This is a genomic window from Herbaspirillum sp. DW155 (assembly GCF_037076565.1).
Lineage (GTDB): Bacteria > Pseudomonadota > Gammaproteobacteria > Burkholderiales > Burkholderiaceae_D > Herbaspirillum.
In genome coordinates this window covers 205,927-220,922 of record NZ_AP029028.1, presented here as the reverse complement: position 1 = coordinate 220,922, position 14,996 = coordinate 205,927, and the positions used below count along the sequence as shown (strand labels likewise).

At 63.6% G+C, this 14,996-nt stretch carries 13 protein-coding genes; all 13 read right to left on the bottom strand.

The annotated features are described in order from the left end of the window. Positions 1-45 precede the first annotated feature (45 nt). A complete protein-coding gene (locus AACH55_RS01060; protein WP_338717550.1) occupies positions 46-1,221 on the bottom strand; it encodes an acetyl-CoA C-acetyltransferase in 1,176 nt (391 codons plus the stop codon). Between the two features lie 136 nt (positions 1,222-1,357). Further along, entirely contained in the window at positions 1,358-2,521 is a 1,164-nt protein-coding gene (locus AACH55_RS01055) for a phospholipase D-like domain-containing protein (RefSeq protein WP_338717549.1), read from the bottom strand. Positions 2,522-2,523: 2 nt separating this feature from the next. Then, complete coding sequence (locus AACH55_RS01050) at positions 2,524-3,321, bottom strand: endonuclease/exonuclease/phosphatase family protein (protein ID WP_338717548.1); 798 nt, start codon at positions 3,319-3,321, stop codon at positions 2,524-2,526. A 54-nt stretch (positions 3,322-3,375) separates the two neighbouring features. After that, the gene (gene nudB / locus AACH55_RS01045; RefSeq protein WP_338717547.1) at positions 3,376-3,879 is read right to left on the bottom strand and encodes a dihydroneopterin triphosphate diphosphatase; all 504 of its coding nucleotides are present in this window, start codon (positions 3,877-3,879) and stop codon (positions 3,376-3,378) included. Between the two features lie 50 nt (positions 3,880-3,929). Further along, entirely contained in the window at positions 3,930-4,835 is a 906-nt protein-coding gene (locus tag AACH55_RS01040; RefSeq protein ID WP_338717546.1) for a LysR substrate-binding domain-containing protein, read from the bottom strand. Positions 4,836-4,955: 120 nt separating this feature from the next. Then, the gene (locus AACH55_RS01035; RefSeq protein WP_338717545.1) at positions 4,956-6,185 is read right to left on the bottom strand and encodes an amidohydrolase family protein; all 1,230 of its coding nucleotides are present in this window, start codon (positions 6,183-6,185) and stop codon (positions 4,956-4,958) included. An 8-nt stretch (positions 6,186-6,193) separates the two neighbouring features. Further along, a complete protein-coding gene (locus tag AACH55_RS01030) occupies positions 6,194-7,495 on the bottom strand; it encodes an MFS transporter (RefSeq protein ID WP_338717544.1) in 1,302 nt (433 codons plus the stop codon). 244 nt (positions 7,496-7,739) lie between these two features. Next, the gene (gene aspS / locus AACH55_RS01025; RefSeq protein ID WP_338717543.1) at positions 7,740-9,545 is read right to left on the bottom strand and encodes an aspartate--tRNA ligase; all 1,806 of its coding nucleotides are present in this window, start codon (positions 9,543-9,545) and stop codon (positions 7,740-7,742) included. Positions 9,546-9,637: 92 nt separating this feature from the next. Then, a complete protein-coding gene (locus tag AACH55_RS01020; RefSeq protein ID WP_034329425.1) occupies positions 9,638-10,273 on the bottom strand; it encodes a DUF502 domain-containing protein in 636 nt (211 codons plus the stop codon). Positions 10,274-10,291: 18 nt separating this feature from the next. Next, entirely contained in the window at positions 10,292-10,642 is a 351-nt protein-coding gene (locus AACH55_RS01015; protein WP_338717542.1) for an FmdB family zinc ribbon protein, read from the bottom strand. 177 nt (positions 10,643-10,819) lie between these two features. After that, positions 10,820-12,214: an alpha,alpha-trehalose-phosphate synthase (UDP-forming) gene (otsA, locus tag AACH55_RS01010; RefSeq protein WP_338717541.1), complete on the bottom strand. Its 1,395-nt coding sequence runs from the start codon at positions 12,212-12,214 to the stop codon at positions 10,820-10,822. Beyond that, positions 12,214-14,103 (bottom strand): glycoside hydrolase family 15 protein, encoded by a 1,890-nt coding sequence (locus tag AACH55_RS01005; RefSeq protein ID WP_338717540.1) that lies wholly within the window; start codon positions 14,101-14,103, stop codon positions 12,214-12,216. Before AACH55_RS01005 ends, otsA begins: the two co-directional genes overlap by 1 nt. Before the next feature lie 78 nt (positions 14,104-14,181). Beyond that, the gene (otsB, locus tag AACH55_RS01000) at positions 14,182-14,928 is read right to left on the bottom strand and encodes a trehalose-phosphatase (RefSeq protein ID WP_338717539.1); all 747 of its coding nucleotides are present in this window, start codon (positions 14,926-14,928) and stop codon (positions 14,182-14,184) included. Positions 14,929-14,996: the final 68 nt, after the last annotated feature.

The following is a 14,996-nucleotide window of genomic DNA, read 5'->3' as shown; positions in this document are numbered from 1 at the left end:
CTCGCAAGCCGGCGTTTCTTCATCACAACAAGGCGCTCAACAAGCTCAACGCTCCACAGCCAGCGCCACACCCATGCCGCCACCGATACACAGGCTGGCCAGACCCTTCTTGGCATCACGGCGCACCATCTCGTGCAGCAGCGTCACCAGCACGCGGCAACCCGAGGCGCCGATGGGGTGACCCAGGGCGATGGCACCGCCGTTGACGTTGATCTTGCTGGTGTCCCAGCCCATCTGCTTGTTCACCGCAATGGCTTGCGCGGCAAAGGCTTCGTTGATTTCCATCAGGTCCAGGTCCTGCGCAGTCCAGCCGGCCTTCTTCAGGGTCAGCTGCGACGCCGGTACCGGCCCCATGCCCATAATGCTGGGATCGAGGCCAGCCGAGGAATACGCCTTGATCTTGGCCAGCACCGGCAGGCCCAGTTCAGCAGCCAGCTTGGCCGAGGTGACCACCACTGCAGCAGCGCCATCATTGATGCCCGAAGCGTTGCCGGCCGTCACCGTGCCCGCCTTGTCGAAGGCCGGACGCAGGCCCGCCAGCGCTTCAGCGGTCACGCCGTGCTTGACGAATTCGTCGGTGTCGAAGACTACGGTTTCCTTCTTGCCCTTGATCTCGATGGGGACGATCTCATCCTTGAACTTGCCAGCCTTCTGGGCGGCTTCGGCCTTGTTCTGCGAGGCGGCAGCGAAGGCATCCTGCTCTTCGCGGCTGATCTCGAACTTCTTGGCCACGTTCTCGGCGGTGATGCCCATGTGGTACTGGTTGTAGACGTCCCACAGGCCATCGACGATCATGGTGTCGGTCAGCTTGGCATCGCCCATGCGGAAACCGTCGCGCGAGTTGTTCAGGACGTGGGGCGAGGCGCTCATGTTTTCCTGGCCACCGGCGATGACGATCTGGGCGTCACCGCAACGAATGGCCTGGGCGGCCAGTTGCACGGCCTTCAGGCCGCTGCCGCAGACCTTGCCGACCACGAAGGCCGGCACCATGTCGGGCAGGCCGGATTTGATGACCGCCTGGCGCGCGGGGTTCTGGCCCAGGCCGGCGGTGAGCACCTGGCCGAGGATGACTTCGCTGATGGCTTCGGGCTTGATGCCGGTCTTGGCCAGCAGGGCCTTGATGACTTGCGCACCCAGATCGGCCGCCGCAATCTTCGACAAGGATCCGCCGAATTTGCCGATCGCCGTTCTCTGTGCTGCGACAATGACCACATCATCCATAACTCGCTCCTTTTATTGAAATAGCAGGAAGCCGTAGCGGCTCCCCTTGGGAAAACCGGGATGGTCATCTTATTCCATTTCAGCTTCGAACGCGATACGGTGAATTTTCGGTAAATCAAACCGGGACCACAAAGTCTCAGGCGTCTTTTCCGAGCGTGATGATGTGAATTACCGTGCGATAGAGGAGGAAGGCCGCACCATAGGCAGCGCGCTTGTACCAGGGCACATGCAGGAAGTCCGCCAGATGCACCACCCTGCCCCGGGCCGCACCGGCCTCGATCTCCTGGCGCAGATACCCGGCGAAGGCCGTATCCTGCACCACCACGTTGGCTTCCTGGTTGACGAACAGGGAGAGCCCATCATAGTTGCTCGATCCCACGGTGGCCCATTTGTCATCCACCACCGCCACCTTGGCATGCAGTTCGGTATGGGTGTATTCGACGATGCGCACGCCCGCACGCAAGAGCTTGGGATAGAAGGAATGCGCCACCGCATCCTGCATCATGAATTGCCCCACGCCCAGCAGCAGGGTCACCTTCACCCCGCGCTGGGCGGCCTCTTCCAGCGCGCGGCGCATCTTGCGGCCGGGGGCGAAATAAGGATTGGCGAGAAAGGCCGTCTCCCGCGCGCGCCCCAGCGCCTGCAGATAGGCGCGCTGGATGGTGCGACGATTGCGGAAGTTGTCGCGTACCACCAGCGCAGCCTGGGTCTGGTCATGTACCGGGCCCGGGTGGCCGTGGCGCAGGCGTTTGAAATTGCGCCAGCGCGCTTTCAGTTTCATTCGGCCAACACGCAGCCATTGGGCCTGCACCTCGCGATAGATGTCCTGCACCAGCGGCCCGAGCACGCTCACCGCGAAGTCCCAGCGCGGTGCCGGCAACGGCGTGATGTGATCACGGTCGGACACCATATCGTCGTTGATGTTGAGCCCGCCCACGAAGGCCACCTGCCGGTCCACCACGCACAGCTTGCGATGGCTGCGTGCCACGCCGCGCCGGAACCAGGGATTGAAGGAACGATGCTGCACCCCGGCCGCGCTCAGGGCGATACGTAATTTCTTAGTATTTTCACGGCCCGTACCCAGCCAGTCATTGATGACATAGACCACAACACCGCGTCTGGCGGCCCTTTGCAAGGCTTCACACACCAGCATGCCGGTATCGTCGAGGGAAAAAATATAAGTTTCCAGATAGATCTCGACACGTGCCGCATCGATGGCGCCGATCAGGGCCGGATAAAAACCTGCGCCACTGTGCAGCAGGGCGATCTGGTTGCCGTCGGTAAAGGCGAGGTGACGCAAGATCAGGCCAGCTGCAGTTCGGCGACGATAGGCGCGTGATCCGACAGGCGTGCCCACGGCCCCTCCTTCAACACCTCCGCTGTTTCCACACGGAAACCATGCACGTAGATGCGGTCCAGCCGCAGCCACGGCATCATGGCCGGAAAGGTGCGCGCCGGGCGGATCGGCGCCGACAGGCCACCGAGGCGGCGCAGGCCCTGCATCACGCCGCGCGCAGCAGGCTGCGGCTGGTCGAACACTTCGGTCACGCCAAGGTGCTGGTACAGCGTGCGGCTCAACTGGTTGGTCCAGTCGTTGAAGTCACCGGCGATCAGCAGAGGCGCATCGGGCGGCGAGGACGTGCTGACCGCCTGGATCAGCGCATCGGTCTGACGGCGCCGGCCATTGGCAAAGAGGCCCAGGTGGATCACGTAGCAATGCACCTCCACGCCCTCAATGGGCACCACGCAGTGCAGGATGCCGCGTGACTCATAGGCGTGGTCCGAAACATCCTGGTTGCGTATGGAAGCGATTTCAAAACGGGAGATCAGCGCATTGCCATGGTGGCCGTGGTCATAGACGGCGTTCATGCCATAGGCGGCGTGATGGGTGTCGCCCGCCAGATATTCGTGCTGCCCCTGCTGCGGCCAGTTCGACGCGTGACGCAAGGCATTGAGGTCGTGGCGGCCCTGCACTTCCTGCAGGAACAGGATGTCCGGGTCCAGTTGCGCCAGCGCCTGCTTCAACGCCAGGATGCGCGGGCGGCCGGCAAAGGAGGTCACGCCCTTGTGGATGTTGTATGTGGCAACGCGCAGCTTCATCGATGCAACCTTTCTCTTGTTCTTGTCCGGTGCCGTTCTCAAGCAAGGGGCTGGCTAGTGACCGAGGTAGCGGGGCAACTGCAGGATCGCCTCGGCATTGGAAGGCGAGAAGCAGCGGTCGGCCGCTTCGCGATACGGCAGCCACACATGACGGGTGTGCTCGCGCGGCGCCAGTGTCACCGGAATATCGCGCGGCACCAAAAGGCCGAAGACGTGCTCGGTATTCTTCGTCACGCCCGGCGCATAGCGGTGCCGCCAGACCGGATAGATTTCATAGATGTTGGAAAGTTGCCAGTCGCGCAGATGGGAGGCTGGCACCCGGCGTCCACCATCGTGTGCCGAGTCTACGCCGCTGCCGCCCACCACGATGCCGGTCTCTTCCTCCACTTCACGTCGGGCGGTCTCCGACAAGGGCTCATCAAGGCTGTCCTTGGAACCGGTGACCGATTGCCAGAAACCGGGCTGGTCGGCGCGTTCGATCAAGAGCACATGGTGGTCGGCGCTGTGGATCACCACCAGCACCGATTCGGGAATCTTGTAGGGCTTGGCTTGCGTCATGGCCTGTCCGTGATGCGGAAAAGCCCTCATTGTATCGGGACGGCAGCCTTTCAGAGCAGCGTGGCTTCGCTCTCGGCCACCAGCCAGCTGCGGAAGGCCCGCGCCGCTGCATGCTCGATGCGGTCGCGCGGCCACACTGCGTAATAGCCGCCGCCCAGGCTGGCACTGGCTTCACAGGCGCGCACCAGCAGTCCTTGTTGCATGCAGGCGTCGATCATGTGACGCCAGGCCAGCACGATGCCCTGCCCTTCCATGGCCAGTTGCAAGAGCACGGGATATTGATTGGAGAGAATCTGATGTTCGATGCGCGCATCGGCCACTTCGTTGTGCGCCATCCAGTTCTGCCATGACATCCATTGGCGCTGGCCGTCTTCGAGCATCAGCAGGGTCTCGTTGCGCAGGTCGGCCGGCGCCAGAGTGCGGCCCCCCAGATAGGCCGGCGAACAGACCGGGAACACTTCCTCGTCATACAGGCGGCGCGCCGCCAGCCCCGAGGGCGGGCCGTCGCGCAGGAAGTAGATGCCCATGTCGAAATCGGTTTCGGAAAGTTGCGCCAGGCTGTCGTTGACGATCAACCGCAGGTGGCAATCCGGATGCTGCGCACGAAAACGCGCCAGTCGGGGCGTGAGCCACAGCACGGCGACCCCTTGCGAACAGGCCACCGTCAGTTCCTGATGGCCCTTGCGTTTCATGATGTCTTCGGTGGCCTCGGCACAATCGACCAGCAGGCGCTGCACCAGCGCGGCATAGCGTTGGCCGCTGACGGTCAGGCGCAGTGCGCGCGGCTCGCGCAGGAACAGCTTCTTGCCCAGAAAGCGCTCCAGCTGGGCGATCTGGCGGCTGATGGCGCTTTGCGTCAGATGCAGCTCCGCTGCCGCACGGGTAAAGCTGCCATGACGCATGGCGGCTTCAAAGGCGATCAGCGAAGGCAGAGGGGGAAGTGGCGATATACGCATGGTTGGCGCTCCAGCTCGAAAGGTCTCATCCAGATCGAGATGGTAGAGCGAAAAGCATGCCCGCCGCAGCTTTCCAATGGCGTGCGGAAAGCGGCGGCGAAAAAGACGCAGCGCCGGAGATCAGCGGCTGCGGTGGATGTGGCCGGCCTGCATGACCAGCGACAGGTGTTCACCCTGGCCGGTCAGCAGCGTGATGTCCTGTAGCGGATTGCCGTCGACCACGATCAGGTCGGCCAGCGCACCGGCGCGCACGGTACCCAGTTCGCCTTCGCGCTGCAGGATCGCAGCGGCAATCGAGGTGGCCGAGCGGATGGTTTCCAGATTGCCGAGGATCTCGGCGCGGATCAGGAATTCGGTCGATTGATCCTGATGCATCTCGCCCAGCAGGTCCGAGCCGAAGCCCATCTGCACGCCGTGTTCGGCATAGATGCGCAGCGAGTCGCGACCAGCCTGGCGCACCGATTCGATCTTGGCCACCGAATCGGGCGGCAGGCCCAGGCGCGCACCGTCGCGGGCCAGGGAATCGTAGGTGACCAGCGTGGGCACCACGAAGGCGCCGTGCTCGCGCATTACCCGTGCGGCCTCGGCATCGACCAGGTTGCCATGCTCGATGGTGCGCACGCCGCAGCGCACGGCGCGGGCAATCGCGCGGCCGGTGTAGGCATGCGCCATCACGTAGGTCTGCGCAGCCTCGGCTTCGGCCACGATGGCGCGGATTTCATCTTCGCTGTATTGCGTATTGCCGATGGGGTCGGTGGGCGAAGCGACGCCGCCCGAGGCCATGATCTTGATCTGCGTCGCGCCCTTCTGCAATTCTTCGCGGGCAGCCAGGCGCACGGCATCCACACCATCAGCTACGCGCGCGATGGCGCCGGCGCGGAAGGCGCAGGAGCACGGCTCCAGCACATCGGAACGCGGACGGAAATCGCCATGACCACCGGTCTGCGACAGCGCCTTGCCCGAGGGGAAGATGCGCGGACCCGGCACCAGGCCGATGGCGATGGCCTGCGCCAGACCCCAGTCGGCACCACCCGCATCGCGCACGCTGGTAAAGCCGCGGTTGAGCATGGCCTCGACGATGGGCAGGGCGCGAATCGAGGTCAGCGAGCCGGGTTGCATGGCATTGAGGCCGAGGTTGGCCAGCGAAGCCAGCACGTGCACGTGGCAGTCGATCAGGCCGGGCATGACGGTCTTGCCGCTCACGTCGATCACACGGGCGCCGGCCACTTCCAGTGGCGTGGCGGAGACATCGATGATGCGGTCTTTTTCAATCAGGACATCATGGCGCGGGAACAGGCTGCCCAGCGCGGGATCGAGGACGTTGCCGCCCTTCAGGAGAATCTTGGTCATGTCAGGAATCAATGTTGTTGCAGGTACTGCGGCTCACGCACGAAACGCGTTCCGATGAAGCTGATGGCAGCAGCGATCATCACGTAGAAGGCCGGGGCCATGCTGCTGCCGGTGGCGGCGATCAACCAGGTGATGAAGAAGGAGGCAAAGCCGCCGAAGATGGTCACGGCCAGGTTGTAGGCCACCGACAGGCCGGTGGACAGCACCTTGGCCGGAAACAGTTCGGAGAAGGCCGCCAGGATGGGACCGGTATAAGCCGCAATGAGGGTACCGAAGACCAGTTGGAAGATCAGCAGCGTGGACAGGCCGGGCGCGCTGTTGATGTAGGCGAACATGGGATAGGCCAGGACCAGGATCAGCGCCGCCGCGCCCGAGAGCAGCGGACGGCGGCCGATGCGGTCAGCCAGACGGCCGACGATGGGCGCCAATACCATGATGCAGAGTCCGCCCACCATGCCGGCGATGAAACCGGTGGTCTGCGGCAGCTTCAAGACCTTCACCGAATAGGTCGGCATGTAGAACAGCAGGACGTAGGTACAGACCGTCCACAGGATCACCATCGAAAAGCTGGCCGAGGTCTCGCGCGGGAAGTTGCGGATCACTTCCTTCAAGGGCGAGTCGGTCTTGTCCTTTTCTTCGAGGAAGGTCGGGGTTTCTTCGAGGTGATTGCGGATGTAATAGCCCACCGGGCCGATGATGATGCCCAGCAGGAAGGGCAGTCGCCAGCCCCAGCTGGCCAACGCTTGCGCATCCAGGCTGGCAGTGACGAAGGTGCCGACGGCCGCACCCAGCAGCACGGCCACGCCGATGCTGGCCTGGATCCAGCTGGAGTAATAGGCGCGCTCGCGCTCGGGCGCATATTCGGTCAGGAAGGCGGTGGCGCTGCCCATTTCGCCGCCGGCCGAGAAGCCTTGCAGCAGGCGCGCCACGACGATGATGAGCGGAGCGAACAGGCCCACGCTGTCATAGGTCGGTGCCAGACCGATCATGGTAGTACCCACCGCCATGAGCAGGATGGTGACCGACAGCGCCGCCTTGCGGCCCACGCGGTCGGCGTAGATGCCCAGGAGGATGCCGCCTACCGGCCGCATGAAAAAGCCGACACCGAAGGTGGCCACGGCCAGCAGCAGGGAGGTCAGGTCGTTACCGGTCGGGAAGAACAGCTTGGCGATGATCACCGCGAAGAAACTGTAGACGGTGAAGTCGAACCATTCGAGACCATTGCCGATGACGGTGGCGATGATCGCTCGACGGCGCTGGTGGTGGGTGACCAGCGCAATCCCGTCGGCTGGTAATGTCGTTGCTTGCATGCTCTCCCCTCATGTCGGACGTTGGTATGCGGCCGATAATAGGGTCAGCGGGAGACGGGCGGAAATGATATCTGTGCATGCAGCCATGCTCTGTGCGCATGCATGCGTAAATGATTTAACGATTTTCCGGCTTAATTTTTTATATTGTTTATATCGTTGATGAATCCGGTGCCGGAATGAAAAAAGCGCGTGCATTTCGGCACGCGCTTTTTCGATGGGCTTATCGAAAAATCCGATAAAGCGATCAGGCCTTCACTGCCGGCTCGGTATTGCGCAGACGGATGTGCAGCTCGCGCAGCTGCTTCTCGTCCACTTCCGACGGCGCGTGGGTCAGCAGGCACTGGGCGCGCTGGGTCTTGGGGAAGGCGATCACGTCGCGGATAGACTCGGCACCGGCCATCATGGTGACCAGACGGTCCAGGCCAAAGGCGATGCCGCCGTGCGGGGGCGCGCCGTATTGCAGGGCGTCCAGCAGGAAGCCGAACTTCAGGCGGGCTTCTTCGTCATCGATCTTCAGGGCGCGGAACACCTTGCTCTGCACGTCGGCGCGGTGGATACGGACCGAGCCGCCGCCCAGTTCCCAACCGTTCAACACCATGTCATAGGCCTTGGCGATGGCCGCGCCCGGGTTGGTCGAGATGAAGTCTTCGTGACCATCCTTGGGCGAGGTGAACGGGTGGTGCAGGGCGACCCAGCGCTGGCCGTCTTCGTCGTATTCGAACATGGGGAAGTCGACCACCCACAGCGGACGCCATTCATCGTCGAACAGGCCGTTCTTCTTGCCGAATTCGCTGTGGCCGATCTTCACGCGCAGCGCGCCGATAGCATCGTTGACCACCTTGGCCTTGTCGGCACCGAAGAAGATCAGGTCGCCGTCTTGTGCGCCGGTCTTTTCCAGGATGGCGTTCAGCGCCGCATCGTGGATGTTCTTGACGATGGGCGACTGCAGGCCGTCACGGCCCTTGGCCTTTTCATTGACCTTGATGTAGGCCAGGCCCTTGGCGCCGTAGATGGCGACGAACTGGGTGTAGGCGTCGATTTCCGAACGCGGCATCTCTGCACCGCCCGGCACGCGCAGGCCGACCACACGGCCGCCTTCGCTGTTGGCGGCACCCGAGAAGACCTTGAAGTCGACGTCCTTCATGACATCGGTCAGCTCGGTGAATTCGAGCTTGACGCGCATGTCCGGCTTGTCCGAACCGTACTTGCCCATGGCGGTGGCGAAGTCCATCACCGGGAAGGGGTTGGGCAGGTCGATGTCCAGTGCGTTCTTGAAGACCAGGCGGATCATGCCTTCGAACAGGTCACGGATTTCCTGTTCGTTGAGGAAGGAGGTTTCGCAGTCGATCTGGGTGAATTCGGGCTGGCGGTCGGCACGCAGGTCTTCGTCGCGGAAGCACTTGGTGATCTGGTAGTAGCGGTCGAAGTTGGCCACCATCAGCAGCTGCTTGAACAGCTGGGGCGATTGCGGCAGGGCGAAGAATTCACCGGCGTTCACGCGCGAGGGCACCAGGTAATCGCGTGCGCCTTCCGGGGTGGATTTGGTCAGCATCGGGGTTTCGATGTCGATGAAGCCTTGTGCATCCAGGAACTTGCGCACTTCCATGGCGACCTTGTAGCGCAGGCGCAGGTTGTTCTGCATCTGCGGACGGCGCAGGTCCAGTACGCGGTGGGTCAGGCGGGTGGTCTCCGACAGGCTGTCGTCATCGAGCTGGAACGGGGGCGTCACCGACGGGTTCAGCACTTCCAGTTCGTGGCACAGCACTTCGATCTTGCCCGACTTCAGGTTGGCGTTGGTGGTGCCTTCCGGACGGTTGCGCACCAGACCCGTGATGCGCAGGCAGAATTCGTTGCGCACCGATTCGGCGTTCTTGAAGACATCGGCGCGGTCCGGATCGCAGACCACCTGGACCAGGCCTTCGCGATCGCGCAGGTCGATGAAGATCACGCCGCCGTGATCGCGGCGACGGTGCACCCAGCCGCACAGGCTGACGGTTTGGCCGAGCAGTGCCTCGGTAGTGAGGCCACAGTATTGGGTTCGCATGGACATGGTTGTGATTCCGTTGACAGTGTTCTTGTTGGATTTCAGAGAAGACGCTAAGGGCGAAGGCGGGGCTGGCCGGCATCGTGCCGGCCGCCCCCTCAATTCTTCGGTGCCGCCGCGTCGGTGATGATCTTCTTGTCGGTGACCATCTCGGGGGCGACCACGCCCATGGAGACGATGTACTTCAGGGCCGCATCCACCGACATGTCGAGCTCGATGGCATCGGCACGCGGCAGCATCAGGAAGAAACCGGAAGTCGGGTTGGGGGTGGTGGGCACGTACACGCTGATGAAATCGCCCTGCAGGTGATTCTTGACCTCGCCACCGGGCGCGCCGGTCAGGAAGGCAATGGTCCATGAACCCTGGCGCGGGTACTGGATCAGCACGGCCTTGCGGAAGGCGTTGCCGGAGGGCGAGAAGAGCGTGTCAGAGACCTGCTTGACGCTGGAGTAAATCGACTTCACCACCGGAATACGGGTCAGCAGGCCTTCCCACAACAGCACCAGCCGACGGCCGATGAAGTTGCGCGCGGCCAGGCCGGTGAGGAACACGATCAGCAGCGTCAGGATCGCGCCCAGGCCGGGAATGTTGTGGCCCAGCCAGTGCGCCGGCCGCCAGGCTTCCGGCAGCAGCAGCAGCGACTGGTCCATGGTACTGATGATCAGGTTCAGTACCCACAGCGTGATGGCCAGGGGGACCAGGATCAGCAGACCCGTGATGAAGTATTTGCGCATGGGGGAAGGAAGACCTCGTTAGCTGGCGCTGGGGGTAGCCGGTGCGGCCGCAGGCGCAGGAGCCGGTGCGCTGGCAGCAGCAGCCGGGGTTGCTGCGGCCGGTTCGGCGGCAGCCGCTGCGGGGGCGTCGGTGGAGGCGGCGATGCCGGTGCCATTGGCCCCCTTGCTGTTGGCCGTGCCACTGCCATTGCCGCGGAAATCGGTCACGTACCAGCCCGAACCCTTCAACTGGAAGCCGGCCGCAGTCAACTGCTTCCTGAAGCTGTCCTTGTTGCAGGAGGGGCAAACGGTCAACGCATCGTCAGAGATCTTCTGCAAGACATCCTTGGCAAAACCACACGCTTCGCAGCGATACGCGTAAATGGGCATGAAAACTCCGCAAAAAACTTCCAAAACCCTGAATTATAAAGGCTTTTGGCGGAGTTTTAGTGAACCTGCCCGCGCGGGCGATGCGCTGGCGCGACGGCATGCAGCGCCGCGCCAGGAAAAACTTGTCTTTTGGAAAATTTATTCACGTCGCGCCGCTTCCCGACTCGCCCTCCCGGCTCAAGCCTCCACCGGGGCGGCACGGCTGCTACGCAGGGTGTCCAGAAATTCACGGCACCACCAATGCACGTCAAACTGGCGGATGTTCTCCATCAGCGCGGCATGGCGCTCGCGCCGTTCGGACTGCGACATCTGCAGGGCCTGCTGGATCACCTGGGCGGTGCCGTGGGTGTCATAGGGGTTGATGATGAGCGCGGCCTTCATCTGTTCGGCCGCCCCGGCAAAGCGCGACAGCACCAGTACGCCGGGGTCGTCCGCATCCTGGGCGGCCACGAATTCCTTGGCCACCAGGTTCATGCCGTCCCGCAGCGGCGTCACCAAGGCCACTGCGCAGGCGCGGTACAAACCCGGCAGTCGGCGGCGCGCCACGGTGCGGTGGATGTAGCGGATGGGCATCCAGTCGAAGTCGCCGAAGTCGCCGTTGATGGAGCCGCACAGGCTTTCCAGCTCGCGCTGGATGTCGCCGTAGGCTTCCACGTCCTCGCGGCTGGGCGAGGCGATCTGCAGCAGCGTGGCGCTGTGGCGGTTCTCCGGATACAGGCGCAGCAGTTCGCGGAAGGCACGGATGCGCTGCGGCAAGCCCTTGGAATAATCGAGGCGGTCCACCCCGATCAGCAGGCGTCGGCGCGAATACTCGGCCTTGGTGCTTTCATAGGTATCGCGCGCTTCCTTGGCCTGGCCCAGCCGCTGGAACTCCGCCACGTCGATGCCGATGGGGAAGGCATTGGCATGCACCGTGTGATTGAAGGCGCGGAACTGGTTGGGGCCGACCGGCTCGGCGGTGGCTTCGGCCTGGACGTACTGGGCGAAGTGCTGCAGGTCGGCATGGTTCTGGAAGCCCACCAGATCGTAGGCGAACAACGCGCGCATGAGCCATTCATGCGAAGGGATGGCGGTCAGGATCGGCGGCGGCGGCAGCGGGATGTGCAGGAAGAAGCCGATGCGCGCCTCGCAGCCCATGGCGCGCAGCTCGGCGGCCAGCGGGATGAGGTGGTAATCGTGGATCCACACGATGTCATCGCGCTTCAGCAGCGGAAATAATTTACGCGCGAAGAGCTGGTTCACGCGGCGATAGCCGCCCAGATGCCCCGCCTCGAAATGCGCCAGGTCGAGGCGATAGTGGAACACCGGCCACAGCACGCCATTGGCGTAGCCGCGATAGTAGGCATCATGGTCTTCCTGCGACAGGTCCAGTTCGGCCAGGGTCACCGGGCCGGCCTGGTTGACGCGCAGTTCGCCCTCGCCGGGCGTGCCGTTCTCGACGACCTTGCCGCTCCAGCCGAACCAGAGCCCGCCGGTCTTCTTGAGGGTCTCGCCGAGCGCGACGGCCAGCCCGCCGGCAGCCGGCTTGCGGGGATCGGCGAGACGATTGGAAACGACGACGAGTCTGCCCATCAGATCACCGCCTCCCACGATGCCGACAGGCGCATCGCACAGTTGATGATGCCCACCATCGAATAGGTCTGCGGGAAGTTGCCCCACATCTGGCGCGTGACCGGATGCGTGTCCTCGGACAGCAGGCCCAGGTGGTTGCGGGCATCCAGCATGGCCTGGAAGATCTCGCGCGCCTGCTCCTTGCGGCCGATACGCGCCAGTGCATCGATGCGCCAGAAGGTGCAGATGTTGAAGGCGGTCTCGGGACGGCCGAAATCATCCGGGGCTTCGTAGCGGCGCATGTAGGGGCCGTCGCAGAGCGATTTTTCCAGGGCTTCGACGGTGGAGATGAAGCGCTTGTCGGTGGGCGCAATCAGGCCCACTTCCACCATCAGCAATACGCTGGCGTCGAGGTCGCGGCCGCCGAAGCTTTCCGCATAGGCCTGGCGTTGCTCATTCCAGGCTTCGGTGAGGATACGGTCGCCGATTTCCTTGGCGCGCTCGCCCCAGTAGCGGGCCCGCTCGGGCAGGTCCACGCGGGCGGCGATCTTGGCCAGGCGATCGCAGGCGGCCCAGCTCATCAGCGCCGAGGAGGTATGGATGCGCGAGCGGGTACGCAGCTCCCACATCCCGGCGTCGGGCTGGTTGTAGACCTCGTAGGCGCGTTCGCCCACGGCTTCCAGATGCTGGAAGTGCTCGGCCCCGGCGCGATGATGCAGGCGCATGTCGTGGAAGGCCTGCGCCGCACCCAGCACGATGTTGCCGTAGACGTCGTGCTGGAAATGTTCGTAGGCCTGGTTGCCCACGCGCACCGGCTGGTGATGCTGGTAGCCCGGCAGGTGATCCAGGATCTGTTCGGGCAACGCTTCTTCCAGACCGATGCCGTACAGGGGCTGCACGTGGCCGCCACCGGAACGCACCACCACGTTGGTCAGCCAGCGCAGGTAGTCTTCCATGGTGCCCAGTTCGGACAGACTGTTGAGTGCCCGCACCACGAAGAAAGCGTCACGCAGCCAGCAATAGCGATAGTCCCAGTTGCGCTGGCTGCCCGGTGCTTCGGGCACGCTGGTGGTCATGGCGGCGATGATCGCGCCCGTATCTTCATACACCGACAATTTGAGCGTGATGGCGGCGCGGATGACGGCATCCTGCCATTCCAGGGGCGTAGCCAGGGCGCGGCTCCAGTTGCGCCAGTAGGCGGTGGTTTCCTGCTCGAAATCGCGGGCGGTGTCGTTGATGCCGCCGTGCAGGGTTTCATCGGGGCCGAGGATGAAGTTGTAGGGCCGGCTGACCACGAAGGCGGTCTCGCCGACGATGTAGCTGATGGGCGCGTCGGTGTTCAGACGCAGTGTCTGTTCCTGGCCGACATAGCGGATGTGGTTGCTGCCGCGCGTCTGCAGCGGTTCCTCGCGGCCCCAGTCGAACTTGGGGCGCAGCACCACCCGCATGCGCGGTGCACCCGAAAGCGGATGGATGCGACGCACCAGTTGCAGCGGACGGAAGAAGCGGCCACGGCTCTGGAAGCGCGGCGCCAGGTCGGTGATTTCGATGCCCTGCCCCAGCGTGTCGTACAGGCGGGTGCGCAGCACGGCGGTATTGGGTTCATACCACTGCTCGCTGTGGGAAAAATTCTCCAGCTGGAAGGACCACAGCGCACCCTTGTCGGTGGGGTCGAGCAGGGCATTGAAGACCGGATCGCCATCGAAGCGCGGCAGGCAGCACCAGACGATGCGGCCCATCTTGTCCACCAGCGCCGAGAAGGCGCAATTGCCGATCACGCCCAATTCCAGCGATGAGGTCGAGGGCATGTCGTGCGCCTGGGCGGCCAGGTGCGGTTGCTCCGTGTGCTGCGTCTGGGAATGCGGCTGCGGTTGCGCTTCTTGCTGCGGGTCGGGGCTGGGCTGGCTCATGGTTCCTCGTGTTCTGTTCTATGGATCAGATTTCTTGATGGAAGGCGATGTGCTGCGGGGAGGGGCGTCCGGTGTCCTCTATGCGCTGGCGCTGCGGACCTCCACGCTCTGGCGCAGCAGCGTCAATACGGCGGCCGGGTCGTCCAGGCGCTGCCGGGCCTGGCTCGGTCCGCTGCCGACCTTGATGCCGAGTCCGCCGAAGACTTCGCCCTGGGCGATGGCAAAGCCGGCTTCATCGGTCACGTCGTCGCCGATGAAGACCGGGCGACGGCCGCGAAACGGCGCCTCATGCAGGAAAGCGGCGACGGCATCGCCCTTGTTGATGTGCGGCTTGGCTTCCACCACCATCTTGCCGTGCAGGAGGGTGAAGCCGGGTTCGTGGCGCAGCGCGTCCATCATGGTTTCCACACAGCGCTGTTCCAGATGGGCGGCGTGGCGGTAGTGCAGCGCCAGGGCGCCACGCTTGAGTTCCAGCTGCAGGCCGGGATGCGACTCCACCAGCGGCAGCAGGCGCTCGCGCAGGTGATGCACGTCCGGCACCGGCTGCTGCAGGATGCGGCCATCGGCCGTGCGGCGCTCGGCGCCATGCACACCGGCGGCGGGCAGACGCAAGGGCGACAAAAAGAAATCCAGCTGATCAAGCGGACGGCCGCTGACGATGGCCAGCGCGCCATCCGATGCTTGCTGGATACGCTGCAGCAGCGTGATCAGCTCCGGTGGCACCACGATCTCTTCAGGCTGGGGAGCCAGGTCGACCAGGGTGCCGTCGAAGTCCAGAAACAATGCGTCCGCAGACACATCGTAGGGGCGAGTGTGCTCAGTCATGCCTTTTCAGGTTGATGGAAAGCAAATAAGTTCCGGCTTGATCTCGAATTATTGTCAATTAAATATCG

Coding starts and splice junctions, on each gene's coding strand:
- AACH55_RS01060 (WP_338717550.1), bottom strand. CDS start 1,221: ATGGATGATGTGGTCATTGTCGCAGCACAGAGAACGGCGATCGGCAAA.
- AACH55_RS01050 (WP_338717548.1), bottom strand. CDS start 3,321: ATGAAGCTGCGCGTTGCCACATACAACATCCACAAGGGCGTGACCTCC.
- nudB (WP_338717547.1), bottom strand. CDS start 3,879: ATGACGCAAGCCAAGCCCTACAAGATTCCCGAATCGGTGCTGGTGGTG.
- AACH55_RS01040 (WP_338717546.1), bottom strand. CDS start 4,835: ATGCGTATATCGCCACTTCCCCCTCTGCCTTCGCTGATCGCCTTTGAA.
- AACH55_RS01035 (WP_338717545.1), bottom strand. CDS start 6,185: ATGACCAAGATTCTCCTGAAGGGCGGCAACGTCCTCGATCCCGCGCTG.
- AACH55_RS01030 (WP_338717544.1), bottom strand. CDS start 7,495: ATGCAAGCAACGACATTACCAGCCGACGGGATTGCGCTGGTCACCCAC.
- aspS (WP_338717543.1), bottom strand. CDS start 9,545: ATGTCCATGCGAACCCAATACTGTGGCCTCACTACCGAGGCACTGCTC.
- AACH55_RS01020 (WP_034329425.1), bottom strand. CDS start 10,273: ATGCGCAAATACTTCATCACGGGTCTGCTGATCCTGGTCCCCCTGGCC.
- AACH55_RS01015 (WP_338717542.1), bottom strand. CDS start 10,642: ATGCCCATTTACGCGTATCGCTGCGAAGCGTGTGGTTTTGCCAAGGAT.
- otsA (WP_338717541.1), bottom strand. CDS start 12,214: ATGGGCAGACTCGTCGTCGTTTCCAATCGTCTCGCCGATCCCCGCAAG.
- AACH55_RS01005 (WP_338717540.1), bottom strand. CDS start 14,103: ATGAGCCAGCCCAGCCCCGACCCGCAGCAAGAAGCGCAACCGCAGCCG.
- otsB (WP_338717539.1), bottom strand. CDS start 14,928: ATGACTGAGCACACTCGCCCCTACGATGTGTCTGCGGACGCATTGTTT.